This window comes from Embleya sp. NPDC055664 (genome assembly GCF_053618075.1).
Map to the genome: position 1 here is coordinate 225,432 of NZ_JBSHGZ010000001.1, position 21,390 is coordinate 246,821.

The window sequence follows — 21,390 nt, forward strand, 5'->3', positions numbered from 1 at the left end:
CTCCCGCCCTCACCCTTCCGCGCACTTCCCCGGCGTGCTAAACACTGTCAATCAGTTCGGCTGGAGTGCACCGATCCGGTTGGCGATGTCCACGAGACATGCCGGCCTCATCGAGGCCGAGTGGCGTTTTGCCCCCGCATATTCCGTACAAAACCGGGCGTGTCGCCCTAGTGACACGTGTCCGGTGCGCGTCCCTGCACAGAACGGAAAGTACCGGTATGTCTGCGACCGTTGAAGTATCCGCGAAGCCGCCGGAGCCCGGATCCGACCCGTCCTCCGTCGACACCGGTCGACTGGAAGGGGTCTCCAAGGGCCGGGTGTTCGCCGTCCTGGCCGTCGTCGTGATGTTCTCCGAGGTCGTGCCGCTCCAGTACGCGATGATCTCCTCGGCCGTGCCGGAGATCGCCCCGTCGTTCCGGTCCGTCGGCGAGAGCATTTCGTGGATGGTGGTGATCCTGGGCCTCGTCGGCGGCGCGGTCAGCCCCCTGATCGGCAAGCTTTCCGATGTCTACGGGAAGAAGCGGCTGCTGCTCGCGACCAGCGTGTCGTTCCTGGTCGGGTCGTTGATCTGCGCGGTGACCAGCTCCTGGCCGCTGTTCCTGGTCGGCCGGGCGCTCCAGGCGGTGGCCTTCGGCATGACCGCCGTGGTGTACGGGCTGATTCGCGACCTGATGCCGCGCAAGTTCATCCCGGTCGCGATCGGCGTCTCGGCCACCGGGCTCGGGTTGTCCGCCGCGCTCGCGCCGGTGGTCGGCGGACTGCTTACCGAGCACTACTCCTGGCGCTCGTTGTTCTGGTTCCTGGTCGTTTACATGGCCGTGCTGATCCCGCTGCTGCTGATCGTGGTGCCCGAGTCCAAGCTGCGGGTTCCACAGAAGGTGGACTACGTCGGCGGCGTCATCCTCGGCGGCGGACTCGCGCTGATCCTGCTGTACATCAGCCAGGGACAGGCCTGGGGCTGGGGCAAGCCCTCGGCGTTCGGGTACGCGCTCGCCGGCGTGGCCGTGATCGGGCTGTGGGTGCTGTGGGAGAAGCGGGTGGAGAACCCGATCATCGACCTGAAGTTGCTCACCGCGCCGCGCGTGGCCCTGGTGCTCGGGATCGCGTTCCTGGCCAACATGATCATCGGCATCCAGAACTACCTGACCAGCTACATGGGCCTGACCCCGGACAACGTCAAGCAGAGCACGCTCGACAAGTACGGCGACGGCGCCGTCCAGAGCGCCAAGGCCATGGGCGCGCCCGAGGCGATGTGGGCCGGCATCGCCGACCAGGTCAAGGCGGCGGTGTCGTTCAACGACTCGCTCGACTACGCGCTCGGCTTCACCCTCCTCGGCCTCGCCCTGCACGTACTGATCTGGCAGTCGATGTCCAGCATGATCGCGGGCCCGCTGGCCGGCCTCTGGGGACAGCGCAGCGGGTTGCGGATGCCGATGATCGTGGGTGTCACGACGCTGACCCTGGCCGGCTTCATGTACGTGTTCATGCACGACTCTTGGCAGCTCATGCTGATCTGCGGCGTGGTCTACGGCATCGGCTTCGGGATGTACTACGCCGCCGCGCCGAACCTGATCATCGAGGCCGTGCCGCAGGAGCAGCAGGGCATCTCGTCCAGCATGCTGGTCGTCGCCCAGTCCTTCGGCGCCTCGGTCGGCGTCGCGCTGCTGTCGCCGATCTTCACCAACAACCGCCTGCGGATCACCGGTCCGGCGCCGAGCGGCCAGGGCCTGGCCACTCAGGACGCCTGCGACCCGCGCGGCTGCACCTACACCACGGACGCCTTCACCACCGGCTTCTGGATCCTGATCGTATGCGGACTGCTGGCGCTGGTGATCGCGCTGGTCATGCGGCACGGCCGCAAGCCCGCCACGGGCGGCCTGCTCCACTAGCGCCTGTGCGTGCGCCCGCGCAGGCGCGAGCCGGCCGCACCACCGATCGCACACCCGCTCGCGGTGTGTGACGCGGCGTCAGGACCCGTGGATCCGAGGGGGATTCACCGGATCTGACGCCGCGTCGGCGATACCCGCCAGTGATTCGGTCGGCGACCCGGCCGACTATCCCTCGCCCACCATCGTCTCCAACAACGCCAGCAGCCGCTCCGCCTGCTGTTCCGGGTCGCCGTCCGCCGGGGTGAGGCGCAACTCCGGCTTCTCAGGGGCCTCGTACGGGGCGGAGATGCCGGTGAAGTCGCCGATCTCGCCGCGCCGGGCCTTCGCATACAGGCCCTTCGGGTCGCGGCGTTCGCACTCCTCGATCGGGGTGTCGACGAACACCTCCAGGAACGGCAACCCGTCCCGGGCGTGCAGCGCGCGGACCCGGTCGCGGTCGGCGCGGTACGGGCTGATCACCGGGACGATCGCGACCACGCCCGCGTCGGCGAACAGCCTGGCCACCTCGCCGACCCGGCGGATGTTCTCGGTCCGGTCCTCGGCGCCGAAGCCCAGGTCACCGTTCAGGCCCAGCCGCACGTTGTCGCCGTCCAGGCGATACGCGGTGACCCCGCGCTCGACCAGCAGCCGTTCGGCGATCACCGCGACCGTCGACTTGCCCGAACCCGACAGGCCGGTGAACCAGACCGTCGCCCCGAGCGACGGACGCTGCTCGCGCGTCACTCCGCCCTCGTGCCAGACCACGTTGCGCTCGCTCACGACTCTCCATCCGCCCGTTCGCATTGAACCCGAGGATTCGTACCGTACGGGGCGCCCGGGCGCGGCCCGGTCCCGGTCCAGCACCCGGACGCCGAGCAGGCGATTCGCGAAACCGATGCGAATCTGACGCCTCTTCAGATTTACCTTCACAAAGAGCTAACCTGCGCGCGGGACCGAGCCACACCCGCCCGGGCCCGAGACGCGACACGCGAGACGCGAGACGCGAGATGTGAGACCCGAACGTGAGGGAGGCCGACCGGCCATGGCCTGGACACCACCACAACGCGCCGCCTGGACCGAGATCCTGGCGGCCGGCGCCATCCCACCGCTCACCGACGACCTCGACCGCCCCTTCGACGCCGACACCCTCCTCGGCGAGGCCCGCGCCCGGGCCGGCGGCGCGGTGGACCCGGCCGGCGACCCGGAGACCGCCGACGTCGACCGCGCCCTCACCGACACCGACCCCGCCTTCCGCGAGGGTCTGGACCGCCTCCTCCATTCCCTCGAACACGAGGCGAATCTGGACCGGGTCGGCCGCTGGTGGGCGTATACCTGGGTGAATCGGCTCCTGGACGTCCGGCTCCAGGTCGCCCGCTACGTCCGCGCCGACCCCGGCGTGCGCGACGAGCAGATCGAGCGCCCGATCTTCGTCACCGGCGGCCCTCGCACCGGCACCTCGATCCTGCATGCGCTGCTCGCCCGCGATCCGGCCAACCGGGTGCCCACCACCTGGGAGTTCCTGCGCCCCGTCCCTCCGCCGGAGCCCGCCACGCGCGACGCCGATCCGCGCATCGCGCTCGCCGAGCGGGAGATTCGCTTCGTCACCGCGGCCGTTCCCGCGATGGATGCGATCCACGAGAAGAGCGGCACGCTGCCCAAGGAGTGCATCAGCGCGCACGCGCTCGCGTTCCGCTCCGAGGACTTCACCGGGCAGTTCGCGATCCCGTCGTACGCCGCGTGGCTGGCCGACTGCGACATGCGGCCCGCGTACGCCTACCACCGGCTGGTCCTGCAGATCCTGCAGCGACGTACGCCGGGGGCGACCCGCTGGGTGCTCAAGTCGCCCGCGCACCTGCTGACCCTGGACGCGCTGGTCGACGTGTATCCCGACGCGCGCCTGGCGGTGACCCACCGCGACCCGCTCACCGTGCTGGCCTCGCTGAGCAGCCTGATCGCCACCATTCACCACGCGTACGGGAATCGCTCCGACATCCGCGACGTCGCGCGGACCCAGAGCGACCTGTGGTGCACCGCCTATGCCCGGCTCACCGCGTTTCGCGACGCGGGCCGGATCGCCGAATCCGACTGGCACGACTCGACCTACGCGGACTTCATGCGCGATCCGATCGTGGTGGTACGGGAGTTGTACGCCGGGTTCGGGCTGGAGTTCGGTGCGGAGGCGGAGGGCCGGATGCGGGCGTATCTGGCCGCGCGCCCGCAGGGGCGGCACGGGCGGCACGCCTATGCGTTCGGCGACCTCGGCCTGGAGCGGGAGGACGTACGATCCCGACTGACGGACTATCAGAAGCGGTTCCGGGTTCCGACGGAAGAGATCTGACGTGCACTTGGACCCGAACGACCGGCCCCGGCCCGACACTTCCGCCTCCGGTGTGGTCGACGGCACTGCCTGGCGCGCCTATTGCGAGCGCATGGCCGCGCTGGGCGATCGTATTCTCGAGGCCGACTTCCCCGGCGCGACCGACGCCGACCGGGCCGAGGGCATCCGGCACCTGGCCAATCAGGTCGCGTGCTGGTTGACCTACCAACTCGCCGCGACCGATCCGGAGAACCCGGCCTTCTTCACCCACAACGACCTGGCCTACCGCTGGGGCGGCCCGAACGTGGACCAGAACGCGCGGCGTGCGCCGATCGCCGGGGACGGCGTGTACCGCCTGACCGTGACCATGAACGCCTGCGAGAAGTTCGTACTCCAGGTCAAGCCGGGGGACATGCACGCGGGGCGCACCGAGGTGTTGGCGGAGACCTCCTCCACCGTGCTGGGTGTGGGGCCGGGCGATACGGTCGAGATCGTGCTCAGTGCCGACCGGCAGCCGGGCAATTGGATCGAACTCACGCCGGACGCGCGGGTGTTGCATGTGCGCGACTACTACTTCGACTGGACGCCGGAACAACCCGCGATGCTCGCTCTGGAACGCCTGGACACCCAGGGGCGACCGGCCTCGCGGGTCACCCCGGAGCGGGTCGCGGGCATGCTGGCCGGCGCGGCGACCTCGGTGGAGAACTCGATCGAGGTCTGGAACGACTGGGTTCGGGCGACGGGTGATCGGCAGCCGGTGAACACGTTCAGTACGCCCTCGACGGTGGCCGGTGGGGTCAAGGAGGTCGTCTACGGCTTTGCGCGGGTGCGGCTGACGGATGATCAGGTGCTTGTGGTCGAGACCGATCCCCGGGTTTCCGGGCAGTGGGACCTGCAGCTGTACAGCCCCGGCTGGTTCGAATCGCTCGACTTCGCCAACCGGCAGACCTCGCTGAACCACGTGCAGGCCGAGCACGATCCGGACGGGTGGATCCGGGTCGTGATCGGGGCGGTGGATCCGGGCGTGCCGAATTGGCTGGACACCGAGGGGCGGGCGGAGGTCTTCGCCACGCACCGGTGGCTCGACCCGTACGCGCAGCCGGCGGTTCGGGCGGTGGTCGTTCCGCGCACGTCGGTGCGGGAGCACGTGCACCCGTCGACGCGCACGATCGGGGCCGCCGAGCGGCACGAGTCCCTGCGAAGGCGCGCGGAACACGTGGCCTGGCGGTTCCGGGCCTGAACCCGGGCTCGGGCCCGGGCCCGAGCCTGGCGGCCGGGTGGTGGGTCGTTGCGTGCGGCCGGCGGCTGCGGTTGGTTGCGCCTGCGGCGGGCGTCCTCAAACGCCGGACGGGCTGGAGGCGGTGCCGTTCCCCTCGACGCGCGGGCTTCGCGCCGGGTGGGCTGGTGTTGGTTGTGCTTGGTGCCGTTGGTTGCGGTCCGTGGCGCCTGCGGCGGGCGTCCTCAAACGCCGGACGGGCTGGAGGTGGTGAGGTTCCCTTCGACGCGTGGGCTGCGCCGGAAGGGGCCGGCTGAGTTGGTGCCGTTCCCCTCGGCGCGTGGGGCCCGGACGGGGTGGGGTGGGTGTCTCCCGGTTGGTGTGGGCCCACGCGAGGTTTGGGTCAGACCTTGGCCGGTTCCGTGGACGGGGTCGGGGTTGTCGTGGTGGGCTCCGGGTTTTTGCGGAGTGTGGAGGCTGCGTCGTTGTCGCGGATGGTCAGGGCGGCGATGGCGCCGAGGACTGCCAGGGCCGCGGCGACCAGGAACGCTACGTGGTACGCGTGCAGGTTCGGGGTCGGCGCGCCGCCGCCGTGGCCGGTCATCGTGCCGATGCCGGCCAGGATGCTGGCCAGCAGTGCCACGCCCAGGGCCGAGCCGAGCTGGCGCTGCACGTTGAAGATCGTCGAGGCGCGGCCGTTGTCCGCCGGCGCGGTCCGCGCGAAAGCCGCCGCCTGCATCGGGATCATCACGTGCGCCATCGACGCGCCGGTGCAGAACATCAGCACCACGATCAGCACGGCTGCCGTGTCCCCGTCGACCAGCGCGAGCAGCGACGCACACGCGCCGATCCCGAGCAGGCCGCCCGCCATCAGTCGGCGCGGGCCGACCACCGGGTACAGGCGCGAGACCCACTGGGTGGCGATCACCACGCCGAACGCCTCCGGGAAGGTGAGCAGACCCGTCTCCAGGGCCGACTTCCCGAACGCCTGCTGCTGCATCAGTGGGAAGACGTACAGCACACCCAGGAACGCCGCCGAGTTGACCATCGACACCACGTTCGTGCTGACGAACAGCCGGTCCCGGAGCAGCCGCAGGTGCAGCATCGGCTCCTTGACCCGCAGTTCGACGAAGACCATCGCCACGCACAGGAGCAGCCCCACGATCCCGGTGGACAGGATGATCGGCGAGCCCCAGCCCTTGGTCGCGCCCTCGCTCAGCGCGTACATCAGCAGTGCGAAGCCGGCCCCGGACAGTACGAAACCGGGCAGGTCGAAGCGGCCCGCCTTGGGGTTGCGGTACTCCTCCAGGAACATCAGGCCGAACACGAACGCGGCCACGCCCACCGGCAGGTTGATGTAGAAGACCCAGTGCCAGGACGCCTTGTCCACGAGCAACCCGCCGAGCACGGGACCGAGCGCGGGGGCCAGCGCCGTGGGCACCATCAGGATGCGCGAGGCGCGGACCCGCTCCTCGGGCGGGAAGACCCGGAACATCATCGCCATGCCGACCGGCGTCAGCATGCCGCCGCCCGCGCCCTGGAGGATGCGGAAGAGCACCAGTTGGTCGATGCTCTGCGCCAGGCCGCACAGCGCGGACGCGCCGGTGAACAGGGCCAGCGCGATCAGGAAGACGCGCTTGGTGCCGAACCGGTCGCCCAGCCACCCGGACGCGGGGATGAACACCGCGAGACTGACCAGGTAGCCGACGGCGACCGTGGCGAGCGACGCCTGGGACGCGCCGAGGTCCTTGCCGATGGCGGGCAGCGCGACGTTGATGATGGTGACGTCGAGGATGTTGACGAACATCGCGGCGACGAAGACGGCGCCGACCACGACCTTCTGGCTGAGACGTGACGCGGATATGGGCGGCATACGGGTGGGGCCTTCAATCAGGAGGCGAGGAGGGGGAGAGCGGGCGCAGCTTATTTATACTGAGCGAAGCTCAGTATATCTTTTCGTACGCGTGTAGCCCACAGGTTATTTGCGGCCCGGGCGCGTTCCCGGCCCCCGCGCCCCGGACACCACAACGCCGACGGTCCGGGAGACCTTCCTCCCGGACCGTCGGCGTGACGCTCGTTACCCCGTTCTTTACCCCGTCCTACAGGTGGTCGGGCCGCTTCGCCCGTCGGTTCCCCGCTCGCGCGCTCAGTGCTCGCCCTCGCCCCGGGGCGGCAGGCCCAATGCCTCGCACGCCGCGTTGTACTGCGCGACGACCTCGATCCGGACGTCCCGGCGCTCGGTGATCGAACGGCTCCACGGCACTCGGACCTCGACCGGCGCACCCGCCACGATCGCCGAGTAGTAGGCCGCGTCGCCGTCCAGGCCGGTCATCGTCGCCGAGGTGGCCTCCGGCCGGCCGCCCAGACCGCGTGCGATCAGCAGGCAGTCGTCGGGGTGGTCGTCGTTCATGTGCTTGCAGACGGCGGTGATCGCGTCCGCTCCGAACGGGTTGACGGTCGCCTCGCTCATGCGGGTCGCCTCCGGCGGTCGGCGGTGGGGATGCGGTGGGGGATACGGGTGGGGGAGTGGTCAGCCGGACACGGAGTCGCGGCGCCGACGCGACGCGAGCACCGAGCCCACGCCGAGCACCAGCATGCCCGCGCCCACGTAGCCGAGCTGCGTGCTCGACGCGCCCGTCTTCGGCAGTTGCGGCTGACCGGCCTCGTTGGTGGTGCCGGTCTGCGGCGGAGTGTCGGTCGGGGCCTTGGCGGCGGGTGCGCCGGCCGCGCCGGCGAAGGACACCGGGAGCCACACGTCCTGGTCGCGGTTGGCGAGGTCGGTGTGGTCGTTGAAGGTGGCCACGAAGCACGCCGTGGCGGCGCAGTCGACCTTCGCCTTGTCCTTGCCCTCGAAGCTCTGCGTGGGCTTGAGCTTGACCGTGAACGTGCCGTCCGGGCCGACCTGCGGGACGTAGCCCGCGTTGCCGTACTGGGTCGGCACGCCGCCGGCCGGCTTGGCCACGGTCTGCGCGACGTACACGCCCTTGCCCGGCTTGTAGCCCTTGCCGGTGACGGTGATCTCCTCGCCGCCGGCGGCCAGGCCGGTCGACTTGGACAGGGTGATCGTCGGCGCGTCGGCGGCCGAGGCCGGAGCGCTCGCGAACGCGGTGAGGCCGAGGCCGGCGATCGCGGTCGCGGCGACGGCCGCGGCCGTACGGGACTTGTGCATGTGGACTCCGAACGAAGACTGGCTGGTGAGGAGGTAGGGGAGGTGCGGGAGCGGGCCGGCGGATCAGGCGCTCGGGCGGCGGCGCTTGACCAGGACACCGGCGACGACCAGGACCACCACGACGCCGGCGACCACGCCGATGATCAGGCCGGTGTTGCTGTCGTCGTCGTCCTTGTCCGCGGCCGAGGACTTCGCCGGAGCGGAGGCGGTCGCGGCCGGTGCGCCGGCGGAGGCCGGGGGCTGCGCCGCGCCGCCCGCGCCCGGGGCGCCGGCCTGCGGGGCGGCGGTGGCCGGACCCGGCGTGGCCGGCAGGCCCGCGATCTCGCCCTCGAAGCCGATCGGCAGGTAGACCTCCTGGGTCCGGTCCTTGCCGTTGGCCGAGTTCGAGGTGGCGATCGCGCATCGCGTCTTCAGGCAGTCGACCGCGCCGAACTTGGCGGCCACCTTGATGTCGGTGCTGAACGAGCCGGTCGCGTCCGCCTCGGTGGGGCCGGCGAACGAGCCCATGTCGCACGCGCGGCCCGCGCCCTGGGCGGGGTCGCACGGGAGGATGAACAGCCGTACGCCCGGCGTGAAGCCCTTGCCGACCAGCTTGACCACGTCGCCCGCCGGGTTCAGGCCGGTGGTCTTGACCGCGCTCAGCGTGGCCTTGCCCGCCGCCGGCGTGCCGGTCGCGTGCGCCGGGCCCGCGAGGCCGAGAACCAGCCAGGCGAGAAGGAGGGTCGCGGTGGCGGCGACGGCGCCGCCGAGGCGTCCGGTGCGGGCTGGGCTCACGTTGTTTCCTCTGGGCCGACCGTACGCTTGCGTACGGAATGATTGGAGGTGAGGCTATCCTAAGACGGGTCGGGTCACCGGAAGGCTCGGGGGGTGGTTCCGAGACGCTTCCGAGATGCGTTCCGACGGGCGCTGTAGGCCCGTTGCCATGTTCCTCCCGGGTCGTCTCCGGGTTTCTCCCGGCCCGCCGGCCCACCCGATGTGACCCCACCGACAACGTGCCGACAAGTTGTCGGTAACTTATTGACGGCACCGTACGGCGCCGCACAGACTGCGGGGGCCGGCGGAAACGGGCGAAGAACCGATTCCCCGCAGATGCTTTGTCATGGGCTTCGCCATGGCCGAAGCGCCGACTCCGCACGGGCAAAGGCGCCCGATCCTCCACAGTTCGCACCGTACGCACCCATTCGTGCGTGTCCGGTAGATCTTGTCGCACCTAGGGGAAACCTCATGACCACGACCGAGACCGCCGAAACCGCCGGTGCCACCCCGACCTTCGCCGAGACGCTGCGCAAGCGCTCATGGGCCTTCCACCAGGAGGCCGAGGGCTCGGGCTTCCTGGAGGCCCTGATGAAGGGCGAACTGACCCGCGACGCCTACACCGCGATGGTGGCCCAGCACTACTGGGCGTACGTGGTGCTCGACGACGCCGCCGACACCATGCGCGAGCACCCGATCGGCGCCCCGTTCGCGGACGCGCGCCTCGACCGCCGGGCGATCCTGGAGGCCGACATGCTCTTCCTGGCCGGCGAGGGCTGGCAGGAGCGCTGGCCCGCCAACGAGGCCACCCGGCGCTACACCGACCGGATGCGGGAGAAGTGCTACGACTGGGCCGGCGGCTTCGTCGCCCACCACTACACCCGCTACCTCGGCGACATGTCCGGCGGCCAGTTCATCGCCAAGCAGATGCGCAAGCACTACGACCTGCCCGGCACGCGGGGCAGCGACTTCTACGTCTTCGACGGACTGGGCGACCTGACCGTGTGGAAGGACGCGTACCGCGCGGCGATGAACGACGCCCCGTGGGACGAGGCCGAGCAGGAGCTGGTGATCCAGGAGGTGCTGTTCGCGTACGACATCAACAGCGCCGTACTGCGCGAGCTGGGTCAGGACCTGGACCGCTACCGCAAGGCCGCCTGACCCGCCCGCGGCCCTCGGCACGACCGGCCGGCAGACCACCTCCGGCACCGTTCCGAACCCGCCGCTTCGGACTCACCGCACGACCCGGGGGCCCACCGTCCGATGCGCCGTCCGACAATGGATGGCGCATCGGATCGGCAGGGGGAGCAATGACGAACTACCTGGCACGGCGCGTCCTGGGCGTCGTGGTGGTGATGTTCGCCGTCCTGACCGGCCTGTTCCTGCTGCTGCACGCCTCCCCGGTCAGCCCGGTCAACCAACTCGCGCCGCAGGTCGCGGCCGACCCCGTGGCCCGGGCCGCGGTCGAGCACCGGATGGGTCTGGACCGGCCGCTGGTGACCCAATACCTCGACTACGTCGGCGACGCGCTGCGCGGCGACCTCGGCACCTCGCTCTACGACGGCACCCCGGTCGCCGACCAGATCGGCCGGGCGCTGCCCGTCTCGCTCGAACTGGGGCTGATCGCCTCGGTGTTCGCGGTGATCCCGGCCGTCGTCCTGGGCGCGTGGTCGGTGCTGCGCCGCGGCGGGGTCGTCGACCACGGCACCCGCGTGCTGACCGTGCTCGCGATGTCCCTGCCCGGCTACTGGCTGGCCGTGGTCGCGCTCGTGGTGGTCGGCGACAGCCATCCCGATCTGCTGCCCAACGCCGGCGGCTTCGTCACCTTCGGCGAGGATCCCGCGGCCAACCTCCGGGTGCTCGTGCTGCCCGCGATCGTGCTCGGCCTGGCCACCTTCGCGATGCTCACCCGCTCGCTGCGCGGCGGCCTTGCCGACGCGATGGCCTCCGACCACGCGATGTTCGCCCGCGCGATGGGCGGCTCGCGGCTGCTCACCCTGCGTCGGGTGGCGCTGCGCGGGGCGCTGGTGCCGACGCTGACCGTGGCCGGCGTACTGATCGGCGGCCTGCTCTCGGGCACCGTGCTGATCGAGAACGTGTTCCAGATCCCCGGGATCGGCCAGCTGATGGTCACCGCCTTCCAGCGGCAGGACTATCCGCTCGCGCTCGGCGCGTGCGTCGCGACCTCGGCGATCTTCCTGCTCCTGAACCTGGTGGTCGACCTGCTCTACCCGCTCGTCGATCCGCGCACCGCCGCGGGCGTGACCGGCGACCTCGCGGGGCGGACCGCGTGAGGGCCCGGAAGCTCGGCGTGGCCGGGTGGATCGGCGTGGTCTGTGTACTGCTCTATCTCCTGGTCGCCACCGTCGGCCGGTTGCAGGGCGATCCCGCCGCGCTGGTGGCCGCCGGACCCGAGGCGCCCTCGCTCGGGCACCCGTTCGGCACCGACCACCTGGGCCGCGACCTGCTGGCCCGGACCGCCGAGGGCGCCTGGACCTCGCTGCTGATCTGTCTGTCCTCGGTCGGCCTCGCGATCGTGGTCGGAGTGCCGCTGGGCGTGCTGGCCGGGCGTCGGCACGGCGGCCGGCTCGACGGGCTGCTGATGCGCGCGGTGGAAACCCTCCAGGCGCTGCCGCAGTTCGTCTTCGTGATGTTCCTGATCGGTCTGATGGGCACGGCCGACATGCACTTCGGGCCGCTCACCGTGGGCAACGGGGCCCGGGTCGCGTTCGCCATCGGCCTCGGCTTCGTGCCCTACTTCGCCCGCGTCGCGCGCGCCGCGACCGTGGTGGAGATGCAGGAGGACTACGTGGCCAACCTGCGCGGCCTGGGAGTGCCGGAGCGGGAGATCCTGTTCCGCGAGGTGCTGGTCAACGTCTGGCCGCCGGTGCTCGGTCAGGCCTGTCTGGCGATGGCCATCGCGGTCTTCGCCGAGGGGGGTCTGAGCTTCCTGGGTCTGGGCGTGGCCCCGCCGCATGCCACCCTGGGCAATCTGATCGCTGACGCGGGCGGGCAGATCATCGGCGGCGACTGGTGGTACGCCACGCTGCCCGGCACGGTCCTGATGCTCGGCATCCTGGGCTTCAACCTGCTCGGCGACACGGTCGGCGGCCGACCGGGCCGCCGCGCGCGACCGGCCCCGAGCGCCACTCGCGTCCCGGGCCAACGACACAGCTCCACCCCGACCCCCAAGGAGACCCAGTGACCCCGGTGCGCAGAGTCGGCCTGAACCGTCGAGGCTTTCTCGGCCTCGCGGCGCTCGCGGCGGCCGGCGGCACCGGCGTGCTCACTGCATGCTCCGGCTCCTCGGGCGCCAAGCGGGTGGCCGATCGGCACAAGGACGGCATCCTGCGGATCGGCGTCGCCTCCGCGCCCAGCAGCCTCAATCCGCTCGACTCCGGCTCGGAGATCACCCGCTGGATCGCCGAGCCGATCATGGAGAGCCTGTACCGCTACGACAACACCCTCGCCTCCGTGCCGCTGCTTGCCGACGGCGAACCGCAGATCAGCGACGACGGACTCGCCTGGACCATCCGGCTGCGTCAAGGCGTGCTCTGGCACAACGGCACGCCGTTCACCGCCGACGACGTGGTGGCCACCCTCGCGCACATGCTCGACCTGTCGGCCGGCAGCGAGTGGATCACCTACATGCTCGGCTACCTCTCCCGGTTCGAGAAGGTCGACGAGCACACCGTGCGGATCGTGCTGAGCAAGCCGTACGGGCTGCTGCGCTCGCATCTGACCAACCTGCCGATCACCCACCGGGACTTCGTGGCCCGCAAGGACACGATGATGGGCACCGGGCCGTACCGACTCGACACCTTCGTGGCCGGCCAGAGCTTCACCCTCTCCCGCTTCGACCGCTACCACGGCGGCCAGTACCCGGCCGGTACCGCGCCCGCGTTCGCCGGCATGCAGTACACCGTTTTCACCGACGCCAACACGCGCGTACTGAGCCTGCGTCAGGGCAAGGTCGACCTGATCACCGCACCGTCCTTTGCCACCTTCGACACCATCCGCAAGGACCGCTCGCTCGCGCTGGTGCTCACCGAGGCGCCGCTGGACGTGCTCAGCTACGTGATGATGCGCAAGGAGCCGTTCAGCGACCCGGACTTCCGCAAGGCGGTCGCGCTGTCGATGGACCGCCAGGGCGTGTTGCAGCGGGTGTACGGCGGCGAGGGCACCATCGGACAGGGCCCGATCGGGCCCGCCGAACTCGGCTGGGACGCCGGGTTCGCCCCGTTCGCGCCCGCGCCCGACCTCGCCCGGGCCCGCGACCTGCTGGCCCGGGCCAAGACCGGCAAACGCTCGTTCACCGTGACCATCGGTACCAACCAGGGCATCCGCGACGTCGCCCAGGTGCTGGTCGCCGGCTGGAAGCAGGTCGGACTCGACGTGACCATCGAGCAGTTGGCCGGCGGTCCCTGGTCGAACAAGTGGCTCTCGCGCGACTACGACATGTTGATGAACACCTTCTCCTCCGGGTTCACCTCCGGCCCGGCGAACTACCTCACGCTCGCCCCCGCCGGATCCACCAACGTGCTCTCCTGCGGCTACGCCAACCCCGAGGTGGACCGGCTGATCGACACCGTCTGGCAGACCTCGAACGACGCCGAGCGGGTGGCCGCGCTGTCCCGGGTGGACCGGCTGCTCGCCGAGGACGCGGTGATCACCCCGCCGGTCTACCCCAAGCTCGCGCTCGCCCAGCGCGCCGAATTGTCCCCGCTCGACCCCACGATGTTGCGGATCAGCCGGCTCGACCCGCACCACCTGCGGTTCGTGTGATGGCGGACACGCGCGCGAGTGCCGCGCCGCTGCTGCGGGTGCGCGACCTCGACGTCACCTATCCCGGCCCGGTGCCCGCGGTGCGCGGGGTCTCCTTCGACGTCGCGCCGGGCGAGATCCTGGGCCTGGTCGGCGAGTCGGGCAGCGGCAAGAGCAGCGTGTGCACCGCGCTGACGGGCCTGCTGCCGGCCAGCGCGCACCGCCGCGCCGACGCCATCGAGTTCGAGGGCACCGACCTGGCCGCGCTGCGCGAGCGCGACCTGCGCCGGGTGCGCGGCCGGCGGCTGGCGTTCGTGCCGCAACAACCGATGACCTCGCTGGCGCCGACCACGCCCGTCGTGCGCCAACTGCGCTGGTACCTGGGCGATCGGCTGGACGACGTCGAGGTCCGCGAGACACTGACCGGCATCGGCCTGGGCCCGGTCCTGGACCGCCCGCGCGACCTGCCCGGAAGCTTCTCCGGCGGGCAGCTCCAGCGGGTGGTGATCGCCATCGCCGCGCTTGCGCACGAACCCGCACTGCTGCTCGCCGACGAGCCCACCACCACGCTGGACGCGACCGTGCAGGCCCAGGTGTTGCGGCTGCTGCTGACCCTGCGGGACAAGCTCGGACTGGCCCTGATCTACGTCTCGCACGACCTCGCGGTGGTGTCCACGATCTGCGACCGGGTCGGGGTGATGTACGGCGGCCGACTGGTCGAGACCGCCCCCGTACGGGAGTTGTTCGCCGCGCCGCGCCACCCGTACACCCGGGCGCTGCTCGCCGCGATGCCCGCGACCACGCCGGCGGATCGGCCGCTGCGCGCGATCGAGGGCACCGCCGAGGGGGCGAACCTGCTGCCGGGCTGCCCGTTCGCGCCGCGCTGCCCCCAGGTGCTGGGGGTGTGTCGGGAGCGCATGCCCGAGCCCACCGCACACGGGGCGGGCATGGTGCGCTGCCACCTCGCGAGTGAGCGGGTCGGGGCATGACCGCGCTGCTCGACGTACAGGGGCTGACCCGTCGGTTCACCCTGCCGCGACCGTTCGGCCGGCGGACCGCGCCGCGCGTGGTGCACGCCGTCGAGGACGTCTCGTTCGAGGTCGCGGCCGGCGAGGTGTTGGCCGTGGTCGGCGAGTCCGGCTGCGGCAAGACCACCGTCGCCCGGGTGCTCGCGGGCCTGGACACCGCGACCTCGGGCACCGTCGCCCTGGCCGGCCGCGAGCTGACCGGCGCCCGAACCCCCGCCGACCAGCGGCTGATCCAACTCGTCACGCAGAACCCGCGCGCCGCGTTCAACCGCCGCCGCACCCTGCGGCACGCCCTCGACCAGCCGCTGCGCGTGCACGGCCTGGGCGCCGGCCGCGCCGAACGGGACGCGCTGGTGGCCGAGATGGTGGAGCGGGTCGGCTTGTCGACGGAGCACCTGGACCGCTTCCCCGGCGAGCTGAGCGGTGGCGAACTGGCCCGTCTGGTGCTGGCCCGCGCGCTGCTCGTGCGCCCGCGGGTGCTGGTCCTGGACGAGCCCACCGCGAGCCTGGACGCGAGTGTCAAGGCGAGCGTGGTCGACCTGCTGCTGCGGCTGCGCACCGAGTCGGACCTGGCGATCGTGGTGATCACCCACGAGATCGACATCGCCCGCCGGCTCGCCGACCGGGCCGCGGTGATGTACCTGGGGCGGATCGTCGAGGTGGGTCCGGCCACCGCGGTCCTGGCCCGGCCGCGCCACCCGTATCCGCGCCTGCTGCTCGCGAGCGTGCCGGTGCCCGACCCCGAGCGCATCGGCCCCGCGAGCGCGGCGGACTTCGGCGCGGGCGCGATCGGCGAGGTGCCCTCGGCGCTCGACCCGCCGTCGGGCTGCGCGTTCCATCCGCGTTGCGCGCTCGCGACCGAGGTGTGCGCCGAGCGGCGGCCGGTGCGGGAGGCCCTGGACGACGTCGAGGTCGCCTGCCACCACCCGCACTGAGACCGGAGCGGGGCCGGCCCGAACCCGCTCCGAGACCCGGCGCGGCTCAGGCGGGAATCGGCCGGCCCGCCGCCCGGAGCAGCCGCCCGGCGACCACCTCCGGCACGATCCGGAAGAACCGGTGCGGGTGTTCCGACTCCCACATGGGCGGCAGCACCTCGGCCAAGCGCGCGCCCTCGTGCGATTCGTCCACCCCAAAAACCCGGCCGGTGACCGTGACGGTCCACCCGTCGTGCTCGCGTGCGTCCCAGGCGTCCGCCTCGAATGCGCACACGCTGTCGTGCAGCGCCGCGTGTAGCCGCCGGTCGGCGGCCAGGCGGAAGGCGAGCGTGCCCCGGTCGAGCCGGAAGCACACCGGCAGGATCGCGGGCAGCGCGTCCAGGGTGAACACGACCCGCCCGATCGGCACGGAGGCCATCAGGGCGAGCGCGTCCTCGGGCGCAAGCTCGCGCAGGGCCCGCGCGTATCGATTCGTGTCGTGCCGCATGCCTCCAGCGTGCTCCGGAGCCGGCCGCCCGCGCAGGGGCAAAAGTCCCGGATGTGTGGACCGTCGGTCGGCCGGGTGGAGGCCGATCACCGAGGAGTCGCGCATTCGGGTATCGATTCGGTGTACGGCGGCGTGTCGGCGCGCACCGCTATCCTCCGGGTATTCCGCAAATCCGGAAAGTTGATCAACATTTCGCCGAGCACTCGCTTTATCGACCCCACTTGGTCCATTGCGCACGGATAATCGCCGTACTCCTCATGCGGAAGGCGGAACTCCGCACTACTCCGCAGGGAGGGGATCGGGTGACGAAACCTCCTCAGGTGCCCGGAAACCACCGGGGCATGCCGGACGTCCTGAGTGGTACGGGGATCGTCGAGGGTGCCCCGGACGTTCGTGGTGATAACAAAAGTGTTTCGCGAAGGAAAAGTCCGGGTGAGCTATGACACGCGTGTTCTCGGTGCTTGATCGATCCGACTTCGATCGGGCAAGCTGAACCGTCAGACCGACCGGGACGGCACGAATTCCTGGCCAACTGTAATGTTGGGGATGTTTTCGGGGGCCCAGGGAGAGATATGGGGAGTGATTCCCGCGGTCTCGAGCGCGCACCCGGCGCGAGTGACGACGACACGGCGGGCATCGACGCCGCGATCATCGACCCGGACGTGGTCATGCGTCAGGCCGGGCACGAGAACTTTCCCGTGGCGATGGGGATCCTGCGCCCCGACCACCGGCGACACCTGCTGGCCGTCTACGGCTTCGCCCGCCTGGTCGACGACATCGGCGACGAGGCCGAGGGGGACCGCGTCGCCCAGCTCGACGCGTTCGAGACGGACCTGCGCCGGGTCTTCACCGGCGAACCGCGCCTGGAGGTGCTGCGCCGGCTGCAACCGAGCGTGCGCGAACTCGATCTGCCGATCGAGCCGTTCCTGGGTCTGATCGAGGCCAACCGGCAGGACCAGGTGGTCCGCCGCTACGCGACCTACGACGACCTGGTCGCGTACTGCGCGCTGTCCGCCGATCCGGTCGGCCGGATCGTGCTGCACGTGTTCGGCCGCGCCACCGAGGAACGCATCGCCCGCTCCGACGAGATCTGCACCGCGCTCCAGATCGTCGAGCACCTGCAGGACGTGGCGGAGGACCTCGCCCGTGACCGGATCTACCTCCCGCAGGAGGACATGGACCGGTTCGGCGTCACCGAGGCCGACCTCGCCGCGCCCGCCGCCGCGCCCTCGGTGCGGCGGCTGATCGCCTACGAGGCTCACCGCGCGACGCGGCTGCTGCGCAGCGGCGCACCGCTCGCGGGGACACTGCGAGGGCGCGAGCGTCTCGCGATCGCCGGGTTCGTGGCCGGTGGAAGAGCGGCCCTGGCCGCGATCGGCGACGTCGGCTTCGACGTCTTGGCCCACCGGGCGAAGCCCGGGAAGGCCGCCCTGCTGCGCGAGCTGTCCGGCGTACTGGTACGAAAGAGGTAAAAGGGGAACCATGGACGTCGACGCTTCGTATGCGTATTGCGAGCGCCTGACCCGCAATCAGGCGCGTAACTTCTACTACGGCATCAGGCTGCTGCCCGAGCCCAAGCGCCTCGCGCTCAGCGCCGTGTACGCCTTCGCGCGAGAGATCGACGACATCGGCGACGGCGACCTGCCCGCCGACCGCAAGGTCGCCGAGCTGGCCCGGATGCGCAAGCAGCTCAAGGACCTGAGCGCGGACCGCGACCCGGTCGCGGTCGCGCTCGCCGACGCCGCGACCCGGTTTCCGATCCCGCTGTCCGCGCTCGACGAACTCATCGACGGCGTCGAGATGGACGTACGCGAGACCGAATACGAGACCTTCGACGAGTTGCGGGTCTACTGCCGCTGCGTCGCGGGCACGGTGGGCCGGCTCTCGCTGGGCATCTTCGGCTCCCGCGACTCGCTGCACGCGCCCGACCTGGCCGACACCCTGGGCATCGCGCTCCAGATCACCAATATCCTCCGTGACATCAAGGAGGACAAGGACAACGGCCGGGTCTACCTGCCCCGCGAGGACCTGGCCAAGTTCGGCCTGGAGGACGCGTGGCACCGGGGCGGCCGGTTCACCCAGAGCGGCGCGTTCGACGACATGGTCCGGTTCGAGGCCGAGCGCGCCGAGCAGCTCTTCGAGCGGGGCCTGACCCTGCTCCCGCTGCTCGACCGGCGCAGCGCCGCCAGCACCGGGGCGATGGCGGGCATCTACCGCCGGCTGCTCACCCGGATCCGCGAGGAGCCGGGCCGGGTGCTGATAGGTCGGCTCTCCCTCCCGGGCTGGGAGAAGGCCGAGATCGCCGCGCGCGCGCTGGCCGGACTGCCGGTCGGCGCCCGCTCGCTGCTCGCGCGCGGGCGGTGAGACGTCGAGCGTTGACCGGCCCGGAGCCGGTGGGACAAACCGGTCGCAGTGGCCGGTACAGGGATTGATCACGTGGGTACGGAGCAAGGCATGAGCGCACGCATGGTGGTGATCGGGGGCGGCCTGGCGGGCATCACCGCTGCACTCGCCGCCGCCGACGCCGGCGTCGAGGTCACCCTCCTGGAGGGCCGACCCAGACTGGGCGGGGCGACGTTCTCGCTGCGCCGCGACGACATGTGGCTCGACAACGGGCAACACGTCTTCCTGCGCTGCTGTACCGAATACATCGCGTTCCTGGAGCGCATCGGCAGTGCCGACAAGGTCTACCTCCAGCCCCGGATGGACGTCCCGGTCCGCACCCCCTGGGGCACCCGGACCCGGCTCGCCCGCTCCGGCCTGCCCACCCCGCTGCACCTGTCCTCGGCGCTGGCCCGCTACCCGCTGCTGACCATGGCCGGCCGGGCCCGGGTCGGCCTCGCCGCGCTCGCCCTGCGCCGGCTCGACCCGACCGACCCCGCCCTGGACGAGGTCACCTTCGCCGCGTGGCTGGACCGGTTCGGCGTCACCGCCCGCGAACGCGAGGCGATGTGGGACCTGATCGGCATCGCCACGCTCAACCTGCCCGCGACCGAGGCCTCGCTCGCCATGGCGGTCAAGGTCTTCCGTACCGGCGTGCTCGACCGCAACGACGGCGCGGACATCGGGTGGAGCCTGGTCCCGCTCCAGGAACTGCACGGCGACGCCTCCGCCCGCGCGCTCGCCAAGGCCGGGGTCCGGGTGCGACTGCGGGCCCGGGTCGACGCGCTCGACGCCGGCGCCGGGGGCTTCGTCGTGCACGCGGGCGGCGAGCGGATCGAGGCCGAGGCGGTGGTGCTGGCCGTGCCGCACTACGACGCGGCCCGGTTGTTGCCCGCGGGTGCCCTGCTGCTCGACGACGTGCTCGCCGACCCGAACCTGCTCACCGGCCTCGGCACCTCGCCGATCGTGAACCTGCACGTGGTCTACGACCGCCCGGTCCTGGACGTCCCGCTCACCGCGGGCGTCGGGAGCCCGGTCCAGTGGATGTTCGACCGCAGCGCCGGACACGGACTGGCGCCGGGCCGCTACGTGGCGGTGTCGTTGTCCGCGGCGGGTCGGGAAATCGACCTGACGAGTGCGCAGCTGCGGGATAGGTTCGTCCCGGAGCTGGCCCGCGTGCTGCCCGCTGCCCGGCAGGCCCGGGTGGAGCGGTTCGTGGTCACCAAGGAACGATCCGCGACCTTCCGTCCCGCCCCCGGTTCGGGCCGGCTTCGTCCCGGCCCCCGGACCGCGATCCCCGGTCTCGCCCTGGCCGGGGCGTGGACCGCCACCGGATGGCCCGCGACGATGGAGGGCGCCGTTCGCAGCGGCCTTTCCGCCGCTCGTGAGGCCCTCCCGCATCTCGGCCGCACCCGTGCCATTCCGGAGAGGACGACGCCGCTATGACGCTCGCCGACGCATCGATCGCCCCCGCCGTGCTCGATCGCGCGCGCGAGGCGAGCCGCCCCGCGCTGCGGGTCGCGACCGCCCGACTCGAACCGCCCCTGGCTCGCGTGGCCGCGTACCACATGGGGTGGGCCGACGAGGCGGGCCGCGAACTGCCGGGCAACGGCGGCAAGGCGCTGCGCCCCGCCCTCGCGCTGCTGTCCGCCGAGGCGGTCGGCGCGCCGACCGCCGTGGGCGTGCCGGGCGCGGTCGCGGTCGAACTCGTGCACAACTTCTCGCTGATCCACGACGACCTCATGGACGGCGACGAGGAACGTCGGCATCGGCCCACCGCGTGGAAGGTCTTCGGTCCCGGCCTCGCCGTCCTGGCCGGCGACGGACTGCTCGTGTTGGCCGAACAGGTCCTGATGGACGCCGACGAGGCGGACGGCGATCGCGCCGCCCGCCTGCTTACCGAAGCGACCGCCAGGTTGATCGACGGACAGTCCCAGGACCTGTCCTTCGAGGCCCGACTCGACGTCACCGTCGAGGAGTGCCTGACCATGGCGGGCAACAAGACCGGGGCCCTGCTGGCCTGCGCGTCGGCGATCGGGGCGGCCCTCGCGGGCGCCGACGAGCGCACCGTGCAGGCGCTGTACGGCTTCGGGCACCACCTCGGCGTCGCCTTCCAGGCGGTGGACGACCTGCTGGGCATCTGGGGTCGACCCGAGGTGACCGGCAAACCCGCCTGGAACGACCTGCGCCGGCGCAAGAAGTCCGTGCCGGTCGTCGCCGCGCTCGCGAGCGACACGACCGCCGGCCGTGAGCTGGCGCGCATCTACACGGACGAAGGACCGCGCAACGAGGAGGGACTGGCCCTGGCCGCGCGCCTGGTCGAGGAGTCGGGCGGACGTGCCCGCACCGAGACCGAGGCGGCTCGGCGCCTGGAGCAGGCGATGGCCTGCCTGGATTCCCTGGACGTCCCGCAAGGTACCTACACGGACCTGACCTCTCTCGCGGCCTTCACCACCACTCGGGAGTTGTGA

The 21,390-nt window shown here is 71.4% G+C and carries 19 protein-coding genes; 13 read left to right on the forward strand and 6 right to left on the reverse strand.

What is annotated here, in order from left to right; translation table 11 throughout:
- Positions 1-218 precede the first annotated feature (218 nt).
- Positions 219-1,889, forward strand: coding sequence for an MFS transporter (locus ACWGR4_RS00905; protein ID WP_379996521.1), 1,671 nt, complete (start codon positions 219-221; stop codon positions 1,887-1,889).
- Between the two features lie 165 nt (positions 1,890-2,054).
- Here the strand turns inward: ACWGR4_RS00905 and cysC are convergent, their stop codons facing one another.
- Complete coding sequence (gene cysC / locus ACWGR4_RS00910; protein ID WP_078974805.1) at positions 2,055-2,648, reverse strand: adenylyl-sulfate kinase; 594 nt, start codon at positions 2,646-2,648, stop codon at positions 2,055-2,057.
- A gap of 262 nt (positions 2,649-2,910) precedes the next feature.
- Here cysC and ACWGR4_RS00915 point away from each other — a divergent pair, with 262 nt between their 5' ends.
- Both ACWGR4_RS00915 and ACWGR4_RS00920 read left to right on the forward strand, forming a co-directional pair.
- Positions 2,911-4,206 (forward strand): sulfotransferase family protein, encoded by a 1,296-nt coding sequence (locus tag ACWGR4_RS00915; RefSeq protein ID WP_452130163.1) that lies wholly within the window; start codon positions 2,911-2,913, stop codon positions 4,204-4,206.
- A gap of 1 nt (position 4,207) precedes the next feature.
- A complete protein-coding gene (locus tag ACWGR4_RS00920) occupies positions 4,208-5,425 on the forward strand; it encodes a DUF1214 domain-containing protein (protein ID WP_452130164.1) in 1,218 nt (405 codons plus the stop codon).
- Positions 5,426-5,804: 379 nt separating this feature from the next.
- On the opposite strand, the gene ACWGR4_RS00925 is transcribed toward ACWGR4_RS00920, so the two are convergent.
- The 4 genes from ACWGR4_RS00925 to ACWGR4_RS00940 all read right to left on the reverse strand — a co-directional run bounded on the left by ACWGR4_RS00925 (position 5,805) and on the right by ACWGR4_RS00940 (position 9,344).
- Entirely contained in the window at positions 5,805-7,274 is a 1,470-nt protein-coding gene (locus tag ACWGR4_RS00925; RefSeq protein WP_452130165.1) for an MDR family MFS transporter, read from the reverse strand.
- Between the two features lie 273 nt (positions 7,275-7,547).
- Complete coding sequence (locus tag ACWGR4_RS00930; protein ID WP_379996529.1) at positions 7,548-7,871, reverse strand: DUF2470 domain-containing protein; 324 nt, start codon at positions 7,869-7,871, stop codon at positions 7,548-7,550.
- A gap of 60 nt (positions 7,872-7,931) precedes the next feature.
- Positions 7,932-8,570: a neocarzinostatin apoprotein domain-containing protein gene (locus ACWGR4_RS00935; protein WP_379996532.1), complete on the reverse strand. Its 639-nt coding sequence runs from the start codon at positions 8,568-8,570 to the stop codon at positions 7,932-7,934.
- A 63-nt stretch (positions 8,571-8,633) separates the two neighbouring features.
- Positions 8,634-9,344 (reverse strand): neocarzinostatin apoprotein domain-containing protein, encoded by a 711-nt coding sequence (locus ACWGR4_RS00940; RefSeq protein ID WP_452129890.1) that lies wholly within the window; start codon positions 9,342-9,344, stop codon positions 8,634-8,636.
- Positions 9,345-9,794: 450 nt separating this feature from the next.
- Between ACWGR4_RS00940 and ACWGR4_RS00945 the strand changes: the two genes are divergently transcribed.
- The 6 genes from ACWGR4_RS00945 (at position 9,795) to ACWGR4_RS00970 (ending at position 16,050) form a co-directional block, all read left to right on the forward strand.
- Entirely contained in the window at positions 9,795-10,484 is a 690-nt protein-coding gene (locus ACWGR4_RS00945; RefSeq protein WP_379996537.1) for a biliverdin-producing heme oxygenase, read from the forward strand.
- Between the two features lie 149 nt (positions 10,485-10,633).
- Positions 10,634-11,617 (forward strand): ABC transporter permease, encoded by a 984-nt coding sequence (locus ACWGR4_RS00950; RefSeq protein WP_379996539.1) that lies wholly within the window; start codon positions 10,634-10,636, stop codon positions 11,615-11,617.
- Positions 11,614-12,528, forward strand: coding sequence for an ABC transporter permease (locus ACWGR4_RS00955; protein WP_452129891.1), 915 nt, complete (start codon positions 11,614-11,616; stop codon positions 12,526-12,528). Before ACWGR4_RS00950 ends, ACWGR4_RS00955 begins: the two co-directional genes overlap by 4 nt.
- Positions 12,525-14,108 (forward strand): ABC transporter substrate-binding protein, encoded by a 1,584-nt coding sequence (locus ACWGR4_RS00960; RefSeq protein ID WP_452129892.1) that lies wholly within the window; start codon positions 12,525-12,527, stop codon positions 14,106-14,108. Before ACWGR4_RS00955 ends, ACWGR4_RS00960 begins: the two co-directional genes overlap by 4 nt.
- Entirely contained in the window at positions 14,108-15,076 is a 969-nt protein-coding gene (locus ACWGR4_RS00965) for an ABC transporter ATP-binding protein (RefSeq protein ID WP_452129893.1), read from the forward strand. Before ACWGR4_RS00960 ends, ACWGR4_RS00965 begins: the two co-directional genes overlap by 1 nt.
- Positions 15,073-16,050: an oligopeptide/dipeptide ABC transporter ATP-binding protein gene (locus ACWGR4_RS00970; protein WP_452129894.1), complete on the forward strand. Its 978-nt coding sequence runs from the start codon at positions 15,073-15,075 to the stop codon at positions 16,048-16,050. The genes ACWGR4_RS00965 and ACWGR4_RS00970 overlap by 4 nt, the downstream gene beginning before the upstream one ends.
- Positions 16,051-16,096: 46 nt before the next feature.
- Here the strand turns inward: ACWGR4_RS00970 and ACWGR4_RS00975 are convergent, their stop codons facing one another.
- Positions 16,097-16,537: a pyridoxamine 5'-phosphate oxidase family protein gene (locus tag ACWGR4_RS00975; protein ID WP_379996549.1), complete on the reverse strand. Its 441-nt coding sequence runs from the start codon at positions 16,535-16,537 to the stop codon at positions 16,097-16,099.
- Positions 16,538-17,109: 572 nt separating this feature from the next.
- On the opposite strand from ACWGR4_RS00975, the gene hpnC reads away from it, so the two are divergent.
- The 4 genes from hpnC to ACWGR4_RS00995 all read left to right on the forward strand — a co-directional run bounded on the left by hpnC (position 17,110) and on the right by ACWGR4_RS00995 (position 21,390).
- Positions 17,110-18,009 carry a squalene synthase HpnC gene (hpnC, locus tag ACWGR4_RS00980; RefSeq protein ID WP_452129895.1) on the forward strand — a complete coding sequence of 300 codons (900 nt, stop codon included), beginning with the start codon at positions 17,110-17,112 and terminating at the stop codon, positions 18,007-18,009.
- 10 nt (positions 18,010-18,019) lie between these two features.
- A complete protein-coding gene (gene hpnD, locus ACWGR4_RS00985; protein ID WP_452129896.1) occupies positions 18,020-18,901 on the forward strand; it encodes a presqualene diphosphate synthase HpnD in 882 nt (293 codons plus the stop codon).
- A 90-nt stretch (positions 18,902-18,991) separates the two neighbouring features.
- A complete protein-coding gene (hpnE, locus tag ACWGR4_RS00990; protein ID WP_452129897.1) occupies positions 18,992-20,365 on the forward strand; it encodes a hydroxysqualene dehydroxylase HpnE in 1,374 nt (457 codons plus the stop codon).
- Positions 20,362-21,390, forward strand: a complete 1,029-nt coding sequence (locus tag ACWGR4_RS00995; protein WP_379996557.1) for a polyprenyl synthetase family protein — start codon at positions 20,362-20,364, stop codon at positions 21,388-21,390. Before hpnE ends, ACWGR4_RS00995 begins: the two co-directional genes overlap by 4 nt.

Excerpts from the sequence above, each read along its gene's own strand:
- ACWGR4_RS00905 (WP_379996521.1), top strand. The coding sequence starts at position 219 with ATGTCTGCGACCGTTGAAGTATCCGCGAAGCCGCCGGAGCCCGGATCC.
- hpnC (WP_452129895.1), top strand. The coding sequence starts at position 17,110 with ATGGGGAGTGATTCCCGCGGTCTCGAGCGCGCACCCGGCGCGAGTGAC.
- ACWGR4_RS00945 (WP_379996537.1), top strand. The coding sequence starts at position 9,795 with ATGACCACGACCGAGACCGCCGAAACCGCCGGTGCCACCCCGACCTTC.
- ACWGR4_RS00995 (WP_379996557.1), top strand. The coding sequence starts at position 20,362 with ATGACGCTCGCCGACGCATCGATCGCCCCCGCCGTGCTCGATCGCGCG.
- hpnE (WP_452129897.1), top strand. The coding sequence starts at position 18,992 with ATGAGCGCACGCATGGTGGTGATCGGGGGCGGCCTGGCGGGCATCACC.
- ACWGR4_RS00970 (WP_452129894.1), top strand. The coding sequence starts at position 15,073 with ATGACCGCGCTGCTCGACGTACAGGGGCTGACCCGTCGGTTCACCCTG.
- ACWGR4_RS00935 (WP_379996532.1), bottom strand. The coding sequence starts at position 8,570 with ATGCACAAGTCCCGTACGGCCGCGGCCGTCGCCGCGACCGCGATCGCC.
- ACWGR4_RS00950 (WP_379996539.1), top strand. The coding sequence starts at position 10,634 with ATGACGAACTACCTGGCACGGCGCGTCCTGGGCGTCGTGGTGGTGATG.
- ACWGR4_RS00925 (WP_452130165.1), bottom strand. The coding sequence starts at position 7,274 with ATGCCGCCCATATCCGCGTCACGTCTCAGCCAGAAGGTCGTGGTCGGC.
- hpnD (WP_452129896.1), top strand. The coding sequence starts at position 18,020 with ATGGACGTCGACGCTTCGTATGCGTATTGCGAGCGCCTGACCCGCAAT.
- ACWGR4_RS00975 (WP_379996549.1), bottom strand. The coding sequence starts at position 16,537 with ATGCGGCACGACACGAATCGATACGCGCGGGCCCTGCGCGAGCTTGCG.
- ACWGR4_RS00965 (WP_452129893.1), top strand. The coding sequence starts at position 14,108 with ATGGCGGACACGCGCGCGAGTGCCGCGCCGCTGCTGCGGGTGCGCGAC.
- ACWGR4_RS00915 (WP_452130163.1), top strand. The coding sequence starts at position 2,911 with ATGGCCTGGACACCACCACAACGCGCCGCCTGGACCGAGATCCTGGCG.
- ACWGR4_RS00930 (WP_379996529.1), bottom strand. The coding sequence starts at position 7,871 with ATGAGCGAGGCGACCGTCAACCCGTTCGGAGCGGACGCGATCACCGCC.